11 protein-coding genes are annotated in these 14535 nt (G+C 68.7%); 5 read left to right on the forward strand and 6 right to left on the reverse strand.

The window, feature by feature from the left end:
- Positions 1–66: 66 nt before the first annotated feature.
- Together E3T55_RS14935 and E3T55_RS14940 are read right to left on the reverse strand one after the other, a co-directional pair.
- Positions 67–1407 carry a glycosyltransferase 87 family protein gene (locus E3T55_RS14935; RefSeq protein ID WP_134520343.1) on the reverse strand — a complete coding sequence of 447 codons (1341 nt, stop codon included), beginning with the start codon at positions 1405–1407 and terminating at the stop codon, positions 67–69.
- Between the two features lie 134 nt (positions 1408–1541).
- Positions 1542–2153: a histidine phosphatase family protein gene (locus tag E3T55_RS14940; protein ID WP_255455398.1), complete on the reverse strand. Its 612-nt coding sequence runs from the start codon at positions 2151–2153 to the stop codon at positions 1542–1544.
- Between the two features lie 96 nt (positions 2154–2249).
- Here E3T55_RS14940 and E3T55_RS14945 point away from each other — a divergent pair, with 96 nt between their 5' ends.
- The gene (locus E3T55_RS14945; RefSeq protein WP_134520345.1) at positions 2250–2726 is read left to right on the forward strand and encodes a hypothetical protein; all 477 of its coding nucleotides are present in this window, start codon (positions 2250–2252) and stop codon (positions 2724–2726) included.
- Positions 2727–2735: 9 nt separating this feature from the next.
- Here the strand turns inward: E3T55_RS14945 and E3T55_RS14950 are convergent, their stop codons facing one another.
- Positions 2736–6188 (reverse strand): DEAD/DEAH box helicase, encoded by a 3453-nt coding sequence (locus tag E3T55_RS14950; RefSeq protein ID WP_134520346.1) that lies wholly within the window; start codon positions 6186–6188, stop codon positions 2736–2738.
- A 183-nt stretch (positions 6189–6371) separates the two neighbouring features.
- Between E3T55_RS14950 and E3T55_RS14955 the strand changes: the two genes are divergently transcribed.
- The 4 genes from E3T55_RS14955 to E3T55_RS14970 are packed head-to-tail and all read left to right on the forward strand — an operon-like array spanning position 6372 to position 10416.
- Entirely contained in the window at positions 6372–8561 is a 2190-nt protein-coding gene (locus tag E3T55_RS14955) for an ATP-dependent Clp protease ATP-binding subunit (RefSeq protein ID WP_134520347.1), read from the forward strand.
- Between the two features lie 39 nt (positions 8562–8600).
- Positions 8601–9650, forward strand: a complete 1050-nt coding sequence (locus E3T55_RS14960) for a zinc-dependent alcohol dehydrogenase family protein (RefSeq protein ID WP_134520348.1) — start codon at positions 8601–8603, stop codon at positions 9648–9650.
- Positions 9651–9659: 9 nt separating this feature from the next.
- Complete coding sequence (locus tag E3T55_RS14965; protein WP_134520349.1) at positions 9660–10148, forward strand: hypothetical protein; 489 nt, start codon at positions 9660–9662, stop codon at positions 10146–10148.
- 37 nt (positions 10149–10185) lie between these two features.
- Positions 10186–10416: a hypothetical protein gene (locus E3T55_RS14970; protein WP_134520350.1), complete on the forward strand. Its 231-nt coding sequence runs from the start codon at positions 10186–10188 to the stop codon at positions 10414–10416.
- A gap of 355 nt (positions 10417–10771) precedes the next feature.
- Here E3T55_RS14970 and E3T55_RS14975 read toward each other — a convergent pair whose 3' ends face one another.
- From E3T55_RS14975 to E3T55_RS14985, 3 genes are all read right to left on the reverse strand, one after another.
- Positions 10772–11383, reverse strand: coding sequence for a nitroreductase family protein (locus E3T55_RS14975; protein ID WP_134520351.1), 612 nt, complete (start codon positions 11381–11383; stop codon positions 10772–10774).
- 315 nt (positions 11384–11698) lie between these two features.
- Positions 11699–13447, reverse strand: a complete 1749-nt coding sequence (locus tag E3T55_RS14980) for a long-chain-fatty-acid--CoA ligase (RefSeq protein WP_134520352.1) — start codon at positions 13445–13447, stop codon at positions 11699–11701.
- Positions 13444–14514, reverse strand: coding sequence for a threonine aldolase family protein (locus tag E3T55_RS14985; RefSeq protein WP_134520353.1), 1071 nt, complete (start codon positions 14512–14514; stop codon positions 13444–13446). Before E3T55_RS14985 ends, E3T55_RS14980 begins: the two co-directional genes overlap by 4 nt.
- Positions 14515–14535 lie beyond the last annotated feature (21 nt).

The raw sequence follows: 14535 nt of genomic DNA on the forward strand, positions 1-14535 counted from the left end.
TGCGCAAGTATGGCACGGGCGTGGTCCCCGCGGAGGATTATTATGCTGGCGAGCGGGCTATTCGGGTCAGAAGCTGCCGGACAGGGTGCGCGGGGCGCGAGCGGGGGCATCCGTCGCCGCCTGCAGCCCGGACACGAGCGGCGCCAAAGTGCCGGGTGTGCGCACGAGCGCGACGAGGGCGAGCACCGCCCAGCCGAGCAGAACGACGAGCAGACCGTTACGCAGGGTCAGCAGCACGAGCGAGAACGGGTCGCCGGCGACCAGCGGCAGGTAGAAGACCGGAAAGACCAGCGTCGTCAGGCCCGCGATGACGAGCATGAGATAGGCCGGAACTCGCCAGCGATGCCAGCCGTGCAGCATCCCGGCGGCCACGACGGGCGCGATCCAGAGCATGTACTGCGGGGAGCCGACCTTGTTGAACACGACGAAGGCGGTGACGAGGGCGAGCGCGCCGATTAGCAACAACTGCGTGGCATCGTGCCCGCGGCGCCGGGCGAGAAGCATCAGCACGAAGATCAGGCCCAGAGCCGCGAACATCAGCGGCGTCATGGCGGCCGCGACGACCTCGGCGCCCGGCCCGCGAATCTCCCTGGTCGCGATGGCATAGTTCTGGTAGATCGAGGTCTGCGGCTGCCCCAGCATGGCGAGCCAGACCCACGGCGTCGACACGGGAGCTTCGAGCTGCAGGGCCCGATCCGACTGCATTGTGACGAAGCCGGTGAGGTATTTCAGGCCGCCGAGCAGCCAGACGGATGCCGCGATCGCCGCCGTCACGGCGGCCCCCGTCAGCACCATGGTCACCCTGCGCCTCGACGCGACGACGACCGCGAGCACGACCGCGGCGGGCCAGACCTTGATCCAGGTGGCGACGGTGAGCAGCACCGCCGCGACCACGGGCTGGCGAGCGAGCAGCACGAGGCCCACGATCACGAGCGGTGCGGTGAGGCCCTCGAGGCGCAGCAGACCGACCGGGCTGAGCAGAAAACTCACGGCGAGAAACCACCAGGCGGCCTTGTAGCCGCTGCGGCGGCGGCCGAAGTTGGTGAGGGCGGCCACGGCGGCGGCGTTCATCAGCACCGTCATCAAAAACCACATGAACTGGTAGAGGTAGGGGCCGCCGATGTTGGCCAGCACGACGGGGCCGAGGGCACCGATCGGGTAGACCCACTCCGTGTCGATGCCCTGCCAGACGCCGTGGTCGAAGCCCAGTTCGGCCCACCGCCGGTAGAGCGGCAGGTCGCCGAGTACCTGGCCGGTGAGCATCATCGGCGCGAGGGCAGTGAAGAACACGACGTGCAGCGCGAGAAAGGCGAGGATGAGGGTGCGGGGGCGTTGCAGCCGCAGGCGCCGTTCGGGCGTCAGAAACCGGGCCACGCGGGTATCGATGCGGTCGACCAGTTGGGACATGACACTCACCTCGGCAGAATCAGCACGCACCCGGGGCGGGCACTCTCGTGGAGCCTAGGGTCGCTGCATGGCTGGCGGGCGTCGCAGAGGTGAACGGTGGGTGTATCTGGCGTGCCGACCCGGAACGGTGCGAGCTAGGCCGGGACCAGCGCGCCATTCAGAACGTCGAGAGTCCAGTCATCCGCTGCCTCGGGCTCACCCGATGGTGCGGGCGTGAGTCGCACGAGCGTGAGCGCCGCGTTGTCGATGCTCGGGATGTCGCGCCCGAGGGCCTCGATCAGGCACAGGCGAATGAGGGTGCCGTGTGCGACGACCACGATGCGCGCGCCGGGCCAGGTGCGGGCGAGCTCGCGCAGGGCGTTGAGGCCGCGGGCGGCGACGGATGTCTCACTCTCGGCTCCGCGGAAACCGCCGTAGCCGCCGTCGGGGGTGCGCAGGGCGTCAAGCTCGGGGCCGGCGCCGAGGCCCTCGGCGGGTCCGTAGTCGCGTTCGGCGAGCTGCGGCATGCGCTCGGTCACGGTGAGGGACAGGTCGGCGGCGATGATGTCGGCGGTTTCGGCGGCCCGGGACAGCGGACTCGAGACCACGAAATCCCAGGCGTACGGCGAGAGGGCGGCTTCGGCATCCGTCGCCTGGCCCCGACCGACCGCGTTGAGCGGAATGTCGGTGGACCCTTGAATGCGCATCTGCGCGTTCCAATCGGTCTGGCCGTGGCGGATGAGGGCGAAAGTCGTCGTCGTAGTCACCCGTCTATTCTGCCTCAGGCGGCTGAGACCCGCGCTCGGCTGCGCCATAGAGAAGTTTTTTTGCTGGTCAAGTGCCATGGTCGCTAGGGTCGAGGTATGAAACTCTCAGGAATGTTTCGCACATCACTCGCCATCGGCGTCGTGGGGTTGGCAGCAATCGGCCTGACGGGGTGCGCGGGCGACGACGCTCGGGACGCAGCCCCGGAACCACGGGCCTCGCAGGACGCCGTCACCGAGCCCGAGGATGCGCTCGCCGTCTTCACCCAGCCACAGGCCGCGCAGGATCTGCTCCCCGACTCTCTGCCGGCCACAGCCTTCGAGGACATTGACCGGGACACGACCCGCCTGCTCTGGGCCGACGGCGACACGAGCTACTACGCCGCGACGTCGCCCGAATGGGGGACCTGCCTGCTCGTCTACGGCGGCGAGATGCCCACGAGCTCGTGCACCGAGGACCTGCCGGTGCAATCGAGCACCAATGAGGGTCAGAAGACGACCATGTTCGCCGACAGCCTGCCCGATTACTACAGCGACTGGGACAAGGTCGCCGACCACCTCTGGCGCCAGCCGTAGCCGGCGAACTCAGCCGAGCAGTTCGCGGATGTCGGCGGCCGTGAGCGCGCTGCCGGCCGCGGCTCCGTCGGTCATCACGCTCTCGAACAGCTTGGCCTTGGTGGCCTTCAGGGCCATCACCTTCTCCTCGATCGTGTCCTTGGACACGAGCCGGTAGACCATGACGTTCTTGGTCTGGCCGATGCGGTGCACGCGGTCAACGGCCTGGGCCTCGGTCGCCGGGTTCCACCACGGGTCGAGCAGCACGACGTAGTCGGCCTCGGTGAGGTTGAGGCCGAAGCCGCCGGCCTTGAGGCTGATCAAAAACACCGAGCTCGACCCGGTCTTGAAGTCGTTGATGGCGCGCGCCCGGTTGCGGGTCTTGCCGTCGAGGTAGGAGTACGAGATGCCCGCCGCGTCCAGCCGGTCCCTGGCCTTGCCGAGATACTGCGTGAACTGGCTGAAGATCAGGGTGCGGTGCCCCTCGGCGACGGTGTCCTCGAGCAGTTCGAGCAGGGCGTCGAGCTTGGTCGACGGCACAGCCGCATACTTCTCGTCGTAGAGGCTCGCGTCGAGGCTGAGCTGGCGCAGCATCGTCAGCGAACGGAAGATCTCGAACCGGTTCGCGTTCATGTCGTCGATCAGGCCGAGCACCTTCTGCCGTTCGCGGGCGAGATGGGTGTCGTAAACCTTGCGGTGCTTGGGGTGCAGCTCGAGTTCGAGCACCTGCTCCTGCTTGGCGGGCAGGTCGCTCGCCACCTCATCCTTGGTGCGTCGCAGCATGAAGGGGCGGATGCGTCGGCGCAGCTGCGCGAGCCGCTCGCTGTCACCGTCGGTCTCGATGGGCTTGCGGTAGTAGTCCGTGAAGCGGCTCGGGCTCGGGAACAGGCCCGGCGCGGTGATGGAGAGCAGCGACCACAGCTCCATCAGGTTGTTCTCCATCGGCGTGCCGGTGATGGCGAGCTTGAACGGGGTCTTCAAGCGGCGGGCGCAGACGTGCGCGCGGGACTGGTGGTTCTTCACGAACTGCGCCTCGTCGAGCAGCAGGCCGGCCCAGCCGGAGCCCTCATGCCCGGCAAAGTCGTTGTACTCGTCGAAGTCCAACCGGAACAGCGTGTACGAGGTGATCACGACGTCCGCCCCCGCGGCGATGTCGGCGAGGCTGCCGCCGCGTTTGCGGCTGGTCTCGGTGATCGCGGCGACGACCAGGTCGGGCGCGAAGCGGGCGCACTCGGCGGCCCAGTTGCTGACGACACTCGTGGGGGCCACGACCAGGAACGGTGCGCGGCCGCTGCCGCCGGCCGTATCGCGGGCGTGGGTGATGAGGGCGATCGCCTGCAGGGTCTTGCCGAGGCCCATGTCGTCGGCGAGGATTCCGCCGAGCCGATGGTCGAAGAGAAAGCTCAGCCAGTCGAACCCGGTCTGCTGGTAGCCGCGCAGCGTGGCGTGCACGGAGGGTGAGAGCGGGCGCTCGTCGATGCGGGTGGCATCCGTCAGCCCCTCGATGGCGCTGCGCCAGCTTTTCGCCTGCGCGGCGACGACGCCGAGCATCTGCAGTTCCTCCCAGAGGTCGCTCTGGAACCGGCTGATACCGAGGGAGTCGCTGCCGGATTCCTGCAGGCCGCGGGCCTCGTCGATCAGGCGCCGCAGGTCGTGCAGCTCGGGGCGGTCGAGGCTGAAGTAGGTTCCGCTCTCGAGGATCATCAGTTCTTGTTCGGTGGCGAGGGCCCGGAACAGTTCGTCGAAGGGGATCTCTTCGCCGTCGATGCTGATCGTGACGGCGAGGTCGAACCAGTCGCGGTCGTCGGCGCGTTCGGTCGTCGCGAGGCGGATGACCGGGGCCTCGTCGGCGGGCCGGTACTGCGGGGCGTCGGCGGAGACGCTCACGCGCACGTCGCCCGTGGCCTCGAGGGCGGGAACGGTATCGCCGAGGAAGGCGATCATGCCCGCACCATCGAGGGTGACGCGCTCGGGCAGCGGCGTCAGGCCGGGAAACGGCGCCAGTAGGGGGCTGAGCTCGCGCAGAATCTGGGCCTCGCGCGGGTCGTCGCGAAAGTCGGTGTCACGAGCGGATGCCCGCAACGTGTGGCGATACAGCGCGGGAGCCGGCCGCGGGGCCAGCGCGACGGTGTCGACGGGCTCCTCAGTCAGGGGAGCGCAGTACTGCCAGTCCCAGGCCAGCTCGATGCGGGCATCCGTCAGGTGCGTGACCGCGACCGAGAGTACGGGGCGCGGGGTCTGCGGCAGATCGAAACTGCCGTCGGAGCTCGTGAGGGTGAGCTGCTGGCGCAGGAACGGGTAGTAGTCGGAGAGGAACGCGGGCTCGTCGGCCGCCGGAATGACGAGCGGCTCGGCGGCGGTGGCGAGGGCGCGCATCTGCGCGCTCACCGGGTGGGCGAGGGGCGCGAGGGTCAGGTGCAGCTCGCTCGAACTTGACGTGGAGCCGGCGCCCCGTGCCGGGTCACCGCCGCCGGTCCAGGTGAAGATGCCGTGCGCGGGTTCTCCGATGAAGCCGATGCGGCTGCGGTTGAGGCGTTGTTCATTCACCGTCAGGGTGGGGGTGAGCACGAGGCCGCCGGCGTCGGCTTCGCGCGCGCGGTGAATGTCGAGTTCGAGCGCTGCGGGGGTCTCCGAGATGGTCACCGGCAGTTGGTTCGCGGTCGCACTCACGAGCGGCAGGCCGATCGACTGGGCCTCGTTCAGCAGCTCCCAGAGCGCTCGGTTGCCGAAGGTGTCGAGGTGGATCCAGTGCTCGGTGTAGGTGTAATACCGCTGGCCGGCCGAGTACAGCGCATAGAGCGCGTTCAGCACTCGGCGGTGTTCGGGCGCGAACGAGCCGGGGGTCCAGGCCAGGTTGTCCCAGGTCACGGTGCCGCGAATCCACTTGCCCTTCTTGCCCATCAGCATCGGGCGGGCGCCGAGCCGGCTGGGTTCGGGCGGGCGGCTGGCGTTCAGGCGGGCGCTGCGCGGAGCGGGCGGCAGCACATCGAACTGCAGCGCGAGGGCGGTGCCGACGGGCGCATTCGGGTCGGCGGGGCGGGCGAGCGGGCCGAGCGCGGCCTGCCAGGCGGCAACCGGCGGGGCCGCGGGGGGTTCGGCGGCGGTGGGCCGGTCCGTGGGTTCGAAGGTCGGCATCCGCCGCTCGCCGAGAGAGCGTGTGCCCGAAGGAGTCAGCGCCGACGGTTTTGCCGGGTTCGTGGCGCTCGCGATGAGCAGGGCCGCGACGTGCTTGCAGTTGTTCTTCATCGGGCAGGTGCAGACCCCGGATGCCCGCACCGGCAGCCCGACGGAGTTGACCGTGAACGACACGGTCACCGAATACGGCTGTGAGCTGGTGCCCTCCACGGTGCCAAACAGCTGGGTGCCGTCGCCGAACCAGGACTGTTCGGTGACGTGACCATTGCGCGCGTACCGCTCACCACGAGAGAATGCCTGGCTGCCGACCATGCGGGCAATCTCGTGGGTGCTGAGGGTATGGGCCATAGGTGAGTGTGTCCGTCATGAGTCGTCGAAGCCAGGGAAAAACCAACCTCTATTGTCGCACCTTTCGCTGGTGTGCTCGCCCAGAGGTGCGGGTGCACACGGGGTGCGTGGTCGGTCTCGACACCGGGAGCGAGCAGTCGCTAAACTTGAGCCACGGTGACTCAGGTTTGAAGGAGAGCAACCATGCAGGCAGGGCAACAACCATCCCAGGAGAAGGCCAAGACGGCCCTCGAGCAGTACGGTCTCAACCTCACCGAGATTGCCCGCAGCGGCAAGCTCGACCCCGTGATCGGCCGGGACGCCGAGATTCGCCGCATCAGCCAGGTGCTGACCCGTCGCACCAAGAACAACCCCGTCTTGATCGGCGAACCCGGCGTCGGCAAGACCGCCGTGGTCGAGGGCCTCGCCCAGCGCATCGTGGCCGGTGACGTCGCTGAATCGCTCAAGGGCAAGCAGCTCGTCTCCCTCGACTTGGCCGCGCTCGTGGCCGGTGCGAAGTACCGCGGCGAGTTCGAGGAGCGGCTGAAGGCCGTGCTCAAGGAGATCAACGACGCCGACGGAGCGATCATCACCTTCGTCGATGAACTGCACACCCTGATGGGCGCGGGCGGCGGCGAGGGCTCGGTCGCGGCCGCGAACATGCTCAAGCCCATGCTCGCCCGCGGCGAACTGCGCCTGATCGGTGCCACCACTCTCAACGAGTACCGAGAGTTCATTGAAAAAGACGCCGCGCTGGAGCGGCGGTTTCAGCCGGTGTACGTGGGGGAGCCATCCGTGGAAGACACCGTCGCCATTCTGCGCGGGCTGAAGGAACGTTACGAGGCGCACCACAAGGTGACGATCGCGGATGCCGCGCTCGTCGCCGCCGCGGCCCTCTCGAACCGCTACATCACCGCCCGGCAGCTGCCCGACAAGGCCATCGACCTGATCGATGAGGCCGCGAGCCGGCTGCGGATGGAGATCGACTCGTCGCCCGTGGAGATCGACGAACTGCGCCGCGGCGTGCAGCGCCTCGAACTCGAAGAACTCGCCCTGAAGAAGGAGAAGGACGACGCCTCGAAGCAGCGCCTCGCGAAGCTGCGCGGCGACCTCGAGGAGCGCCGGGGCAAACTGGCCGAGCTGCAGGCGCGCTGGGAGAAGGAGCGCGCCTCGCTCAACCGGGTCGGCGAGCTCAAGGAGCGCCTCGACGCGGCCCGCAGCGCCTCCGAGCGCGCCCAGCGGGAGGGCAACCTCGAGAAGGCCTCGCGGCTGCTGTACGGCGACATCCCGGTGATGGAGCGCGAGCTCGCCGCCGCCGAACGGGAGGAATCCGACGGTCCGCGCATGGTCAACGAGCAGGTCACGGCCGAGGACATCGCCGCGGTCGTCGCCGCCTGGACGGGCATTCCGGTCGGCCGGCTGCTGCAGGGTGAGACCGAGAAGCTGCTGCACCTCGAGAGCGAGCTCGGGCACCGACTGATTGGCCAGAAGCCGGCCGTGCGCGCGGTCGCCGACGCGGTGCGCCGCTCGCGGGCCGGAATCAGCGACCCCGACCGGCCGACCGGCTCGTTTCTGTTCCTCGGCCCGACCGGTGTCGGCAAGACCGAGCTCGCCAAGGCGCTCGCCGAGTTTCTCTTCGACGACGAGAAGGCCATGATCCGCATCGACATGAGCGAGTACGGCGAGAAGTTCGCGGTGTCCCGGCTCGTCGGCGCCCCTCCCGGCTACGTCGGCTACGAGCAGGGCGGTCAGCTGACCGAGGCGGTGCGCCGCCGGCCCTACTCGGTGATCCTCTTCGACGAGGTCGAGAAGGCGCACCCCGAGGTCTTCGACGTGCTGCTGCAGGTGCTCGACGATGGCCGCCTCACCGACGGCCAGGGCCGCACGGTCGACTTTCGCAACACCATCCTCGTGCTCACCTCGAACCTCGGCTCGCAGTACCTGGTCGACCCGACCCTCTCGGCCGACGAGAAGGAGGAAGCCGTGCAACTCATGGTGCGGCAGGCCTTCAAGCCCGAATTCGTCAACCGGCTCGACGACATCGTGGTGTTCTCCTCGCTCTCGACCGAGGACCTCGGCCAGATCGTCGAACTCTACGTCGACCGGCTGCAGCGCCGGCTGGGTGAGCGTCGCCTCGAGCTCGCGGTGACACCGGATGCCCGCAGCTGGCTCGCCGAGCGCGGCTACGACCCGATCTACGGGGCACGCCCGCTGCGACGCCTGATGCAGCGGGAAATCGACGACCGGTTGGCGCGTGAACTGCTTGGCGGTGGCATCCGTGACGGCGACGTCGTGCGCGTGGACCTCGCGGCCGACGGCGACTCGCTCTCGGTCGCCGCGTCGGCCCCGGTGCCCGCCGACGAGACTGACGCGCTCGACGACGACCTGCTGTAGCGCGGGGAGCGCTCAGGGTTCGCGGGTTAGAGTCGGATCATGCTTGCAACTGTGATTTATGGCGAACGCGACATTCGACTCGACGAGGTTCCCGAACCCGTGCTCAGCAGCGGCGGCGACGCCATCGTGCGCGTCGTCGCGGCCTGCGTCTGCGGATCCGACCTCTGGCCCTACCGCGGCGTGACCGAGACGAAGGAGCCGCACCGCATCGGCCACGAATTCGTCGGCATCGTCGAGGCCATCGGAACGGATGTCTCCACTGTGAAGGTCGGCGACTTCGTCATCGCCCCGTTCTACGACTGCGACAACACCTGCGCCAACTGCCGCAACGGTGTGAGCACGAGCTGCCTGAACGGCGGCTGGTGGGGTGCGAACGACCGCGAAGGCGGCTTCGCCGACGGCGCCCAGGGCGAGAAGGTGCGGGTTCCGCACGCTGACGGCTCGCTCGTGGCCACCCCGACCGTGCCGGACGACGCTCTCGTTCCTGGCCTGCTGACCCTCGCCGACGTCATGGGCACCGGACACCACGCGGCCGTCTCGGCCGGCGTCACACCCGGCAGCACCGTCGTCGTTGTCGGCGACGGCGCAGTGGGACTCTGCGCGGTCATCGCCGCGAAGCGCCTCGGCGCGAGCCGGATCGTGGCCATGAGCCGCCACGCCGATCGCCAGGCCGTGGCCCGCGAGTTCGGCGCGACCGACGTGATCGAGCTGCGCGGCGATGAGGGCGTCGCCGCCGTCAAGGCCCTCTTCGATGGCATCGGCGCGGACTTCGTGCTTGAGTGCGTCGGCACCCAGGAATCCATGGACCAGGCCATCCGCTCGGCCCGCCCGGGCGGCATGGTCGGCTACGTCGGCGTGCCCAACGGCGGCGCCGAACTGCCCATCCGCACCCTGTTCGGAACGAACGTGGGCGTGAACGGCGGCGTCGCCTCCGTTCGCGGCTACATCGACGAGTTGCTGCCCGAGGTGCTGAGCGGAGCAATCAACCCCGGCCGGGTCTTCGATCTGCAGTTGCCGCTGGCCGAAGTGGCCGAGGCCTACGCCGCCATGGACGAGCGCCGCGCCATCAAGGTGCTGCTGCGCCCGTAGGGCTCGCTCGTGAACCAGCCATTTCTCTGGGGAGGACTGCTCGCCTTCGCGATCACCGCTGGTGTCGTGCGCGCGGTGCGCGGGCGGCCGTTTCTGCCCGGGCGGGCGGTGGCTCTCGGGCCGGTCGAGCACACGGTCGCGGTGCTCAGCACGGTGGCGTTGATCTTCCACTGTTCGGCCATGTTCTTCGGGCCGTGGGTGAACGTGGTCGCGTTTCTGCGCCCGCTCGCGGCGGAGGTCAACAACATGGGAATCGCCAGCCAGATCGCCTACTGGGTTCCGGCGGCGCTGCTGCTGCTGGCCTGGCGCCGGGTCTGGTGGCCCGGGCTCGCGCTCCTGGCGCTGACCCTGGTCGGTGTGGGCGTGACGATGTACTGGCCGTACCCGCTCGGAGTGCATCTGTGGTGGCTCGCCGCGGTGATCGTTGCCGGCGTATTCGTGGGGTCCGCGCTCACCGGGCCGCGCGCTCGCCGTGCCGTGACGGCGGACGAAGCCTGACACCCTGTTTGAACAAACAGTGTGGTTGGATTGTTTCATGGCAGAGATGAATCACACACCCGATCGACGTCCGCGCCGTCAGCTGAGCGACTCGTTCTACTTGGTGCTGGCGGCTATGAGCCTCATGCAGGTGCCGGGCGGCATCGAAGCGACGGGACCTTGGCCCGCAGCGCTGATCGGCGTCGTGACCGTGACGTTCGCCGTGTTGATCGCGTTGGGCAATCGCGGGCGGTTCCTGCCGATGTTCGACAACCGCCGCAAGCGGTAGGCGCCGACTCGGAACGAGCCCACCGGCCGGATGCTGGCACGCCCAGACTCCTGCGCCCATAACCCGCACCCTCAGCTGCTTGTGCGCCCCGAAGCTGCACGTGCGCTTGTAATCGCGGGCGCATGAGCAGGTCTTGGGCGCACGATGACGTGCGGGTGCGGGTTTCGGGCGCACAAGCAGCTTCTCGGCGCGTGATCACGTGCAAATTAGAGGTGCGGGTGCAGCTCGCGGGCGCAGAAGTTTCTACCGGCACGACGGCCGCCTTCTGAGCGTACGACGGTGACAACTCACCTGTACCGGTGGGCTTAACGAGCGGATCGGCGCGCTCGGGCACGCGGTGGGTGCCCGGAGAGGCTCAGTCGTTGACGAGCAGCAGCTCGTCGAGCGGCTTGCGCACGCGGGGCGCGATCTCGCGCTCGCGCAGCTCGGGAGTGAGATCGTCGAGCTCGCCCAGCACACCGAGGGCCGTCACGGTGACGACCGTCTGGTCGGCGGCGAGGCCGAAGGCCGCGGCGATCGCGGCACCGTCGAAGCCGCCGAGCTGGTGGGTGTGCAGGCCCTCATGCTGCGCCTGAATGGTGAGGTGCGCCACGGCCTGGCCGAGGTCGTAGCGTGACCAGGGGTTCTCGGCAGTGTCGGCGTCGGGTTTTGCGGGCAGGTTCAGCTGGGCGACGTTGGCGATCAAAACGGATGCCGTGTCGGCCCACGCCTGGTTGAACCCCATCAGGGCATCGTTGATCGTGGCAAAGCTCGCGGAGCCACGACGAGCGACGATGAACCGGGCCGGCTGCATGTTGCTGGCCGACGGCGCCCAGCGGGCGGCCTCGAGCACGGTCGTAAGAGTGGCCTCGTCGATGACGGCGGTCTTGCTGTAGCCGCGCGGGCTCCACCGCTCGGCGAGCGGGGAGAGCAGCGGGGCATCCGTCACCGCGTGGCGGTTGGGGGAGGTGGTGAGGTTCACGGTCATCCTTTGGTGCGGCCGAACACGAGTGGGTTCGGGGAAACACTGACCCACCGGAAACAACCGGGACCCGCGGGAGGATATTCCGACGTGTGGCCGCCCCTTTCGCGGCACTTCTTGGGTCAGCCGGCACGTGTTGCACGGAGTGCCGGTTGGCGTAACGAGTGCCGCGACGCCCGGGAGCGCGCCACGAGCCTCGCTGGTTGAGCCTGCGCGCGAAGCGCGCTGGTCGAAACCTGGCGAGCCGAGCCTCGGACGTGGCCCGCCTCGGTTTCGACCGCTCGCAAGCTCGCGGCTCAACCGGCGCCGTGCCGGGCGCGGCTAGTTGCCCTGCAGGCGGTTGCGCACCTCGCGGCGCAGCACCTTGCCGATGAGCGAGCGGGGCAGGTCGTCGACCTCCACGATGCGCTTCGGAATCTTGTACGCCGAGAGCCGAGTGCGACAGTAGTCCCGTAGCAGGTCGACGTCGAGCTTGGCGCCGGCCGTCATCACCACGACCGCGACGACATCCTCACCGCCGGTCTTGCTCGCCAGGCCGACGGCGGCGGCATCCGCGACATCGGGGTGGGAGAGCAGGGCCTCTTCCACCTCGGACGGAGACACATTGAAGCCTCCGGTGACGATGAGCTCTTTCATGCGGTCGACGATGGTGATGAAACCGTCATCACTGACCCTGGCGATATCGCCGGTGCGCAACCAGCCGCCGGGCAGCAGCACCTGAGCGGTCTCGCTCGGGCGGTCCCAGTAGCCGCTGAAGACCTGCGGGCCGCGGATCAGCAGCTCGCCCTCCTCATTGAAGCCGCGCAGCGTGGTCGGGTTCGCGGGGTCGACGACGCGGATGTCCGTGCTCGGAAACGGCACGCCGACCGTGCCGGGGCGCCGGCTCGGTCCGATCGGGTTGCCGGCGGCGATCGGGGAGGCCTCCGTCATGCCGTAGCCCTCGACGAGCAGGCCGCCGGTTGCGTCTTCCCAGCGGGCCACGATCGACACCGGCAGGTTCATCGCGCCGGAGATCGCGAAGCGGGTGCCGCGCAGGCTGACCTTGCGCGCGGCGGCCGCGGTCACGAGCTTGTCGTAGATCGGGGGCACGGCGGGCAGGAACGTGGGCGGGGTGTGCTTGGCGGCGTCGAGCACGAGATCCACGTCGAACTTCGGAAACAGCACAAGGCGGGCGCCCATGCTCATCGCGAAGGTGAGGCACAGTGTGAGGCCGTAGGCGTGGAACATCGGCAGTACGGCGTAGACGGTTTCGCCGCCCGGTCGCAGGCCGACGACCCAGGCCGAGCCCTGCGCGGCGTTGGCCCGCAGGTTGTAGTGACTGAGAATGGCGCCCTTGGGGGTGCCCGTCGTACCGCTCGTGTACTGCAGCACGGCCGTGTCGGTGAGGGCAGGCCGGGGATGCGTCGAGCGCAGCTTGCGGGCGCCGGTCAGCGAGCTCCACTCGATGGCGCCCTTCTGCGGCCCGGAGGTGAGGGCGTCGCGTGAGGTGCGGGCCTTCGCAATCGGCAACTTCAACAGCAGCCGTTTGGAGAGCGGCATGGCGCGCGTGAGGTCGATGGTGACGACATCGCTCACCCCCATGTCCTTCGGAAACGCACGCACGGTGTCGTAAACCTTGTCCCAGACGATCGCGACGCGGGCGCCGTGGTCTTCGAACTGGTGACGCAGCTCGCGGTCGGTGTAGAGCGGGTTGTGTTCGACGACGATGGCGCCGAGGCGCAACACCGCGTAGAACGCCACGACGTGCTGCGGGCAGTTCGGCAGCACGAGCGCGACCCGGTCGCCCTTGTGCACGCCGAGTTTGCGCAGGCCGTTCGCGACCCGGCAGATCTGCTCGCCGAGGGAGTCATACGTGGTGGTAGCGCCGAAGAAATCGAGGGCGACGGATGCCCCGAAACGGGCCACCGAGGCATCCATCATGTCGGTCAAGGTCTGGGTGGTCTCGGCGATGGCGTCGGGAACACCGTCGGCGTAGGCGGCAAGCCAGGGCCGGTCGGCAAACGTCACGGAGTGCCCGGCGGGGAGCGCGTCGGGGGTTTGGTCGTCGGCGAAGACGGGGTCGGGGCTCATGCGGACACCAGTTCCTGGCTGAGGGCGGCGACGAAGGCGTCGATGTCGTCTTCGGTGGTATCGAACCCGCACATCCAGCGCACCTCGCCGGTCGCCGGGTTCCAGTCGTAGAAGCGGAAGGACTCACGCAGCCGGTCGGCCACTCCGGGCGGCAGCACGGCGAAGATCGCGTTGGCCTGGGTGGCCTGGGTGAAGCTGATTCCGGTGAGGGCGCCATCCGCTTGCCCGCGTTCGACGGCGCCGCGCAGGCGCGCGGCCATCTTGTTGGCGTGGCTCGCGTTGCGCAGCCACAGGTCGCCGTCGAGCAGCGCAATCAGCTGCGCCGAGATAAAGCGCATCTTGCTCGCGAGCTGCATGTTGGATTTGCGCAGGTATTTCAGGCCGACGGATGCGGCGGGGTTCAGCACCACGATGCACTCACCGAGCATCATGCCGTTCTTGGTGCCGCCGAAACTCAGCACGTCGACGCCGGCTTCGCTGGTGAAGGCGGCGAGCGGTACGCCGAGGCTCGCGGCGGCGTTGCTGATGCGGGCGCCGTCCATGTGCAGGGTCATGCCGTGGCTGTGGGCGTGGTCGGCGATGGCCCGCACCTCGTCGACGGTGTAGACGGTGCCGAGTTCGGTGCTCTGGGTGATCGAGACGACGAGCGGCTGGGCGCGGTGTTCGTCGCCCCAGCCCCAGGCCTCCTGGTCGATCAGGGCGGGGGTGAGCTTGCCGTCGGGGGTGACGATCGGCAGCAACTTGAAGCCGCCGACGCCCTCTGGCGCGCCGCCCTCGTCGTTGTGGATGTGGGCGGTGGCCGCGCAGATCACGGCGCCCCAGCGGGGGAGCATCGACTGCAGGCCGGTCACGTTCGCGCCGGTGCCGTTGAACACGGGGAAGGCGAGGGTGCCCTCGCCGAAGTGTCGGGCGAAGACCTGCTGCAGGCGGGCGGTGTAGACGTCGTCGCCGTAGGCGATCTGGTGCGCGCCGTTCGCGGCCGTGATCGCGGCGAGGATCTCCGGATGAATGCCGGAGTAGTTGTCGGAGGCGAAACCACGCTGGTGCAGATCATGTAGTTGGGTCACGCGTCTAGTCTGCTACACGGG

Source organism: Cryobacterium frigoriphilum (assembly GCF_004403305.1).
GTDB classification, from domain to species: Bacteria; Actinomycetota; Actinomycetes; order Actinomycetales; family Microbacteriaceae; genus Cryobacterium; species Cryobacterium frigoriphilum.

Excerpts from the sequence above, each read along its gene's own strand:
- E3T55_RS14935 (WP_134520343.1), bottom strand. The coding sequence starts at position 1,407 with ATGTCCCAACTGGTCGACCGCATCGATACCCGCGTGGCCCGGTTTCTG.
- E3T55_RS14945 (WP_134520345.1), top strand. The coding sequence starts at position 2,250 with ATGAAACTCTCAGGAATGTTTCGCACATCACTCGCCATCGGCGTCGTG.
- E3T55_RS14950 (WP_134520346.1), bottom strand. The coding sequence starts at position 6,188 with ATGGCCCATACCCTCAGCACCCACGAGATTGCCCGCATGGTCGGCAGC.
- E3T55_RS14955 (WP_134520347.1), top strand. The coding sequence starts at position 6,372 with ATGCAGGCAGGGCAACAACCATCCCAGGAGAAGGCCAAGACGGCCCTC.
- E3T55_RS14960 (WP_134520348.1), top strand. The coding sequence starts at position 8,601 with ATGCTTGCAACTGTGATTTATGGCGAACGCGACATTCGACTCGACGAG.
- E3T55_RS14970 (WP_134520350.1), top strand. The coding sequence starts at position 10,186 with ATGGCAGAGATGAATCACACACCCGATCGACGTCCGCGCCGTCAGCTG.
- E3T55_RS14975 (WP_134520351.1), bottom strand. The coding sequence starts at position 11,383 with ATGACCGTGAACCTCACCACCTCCCCCAACCGCCACGCGGTGACGGAT.
- E3T55_RS14980 (WP_134520352.1), bottom strand. The coding sequence starts at position 13,447 with ATGAGCCCCGACCCCGTCTTCGCCGACGACCAAACCCCCGACGCGCTC.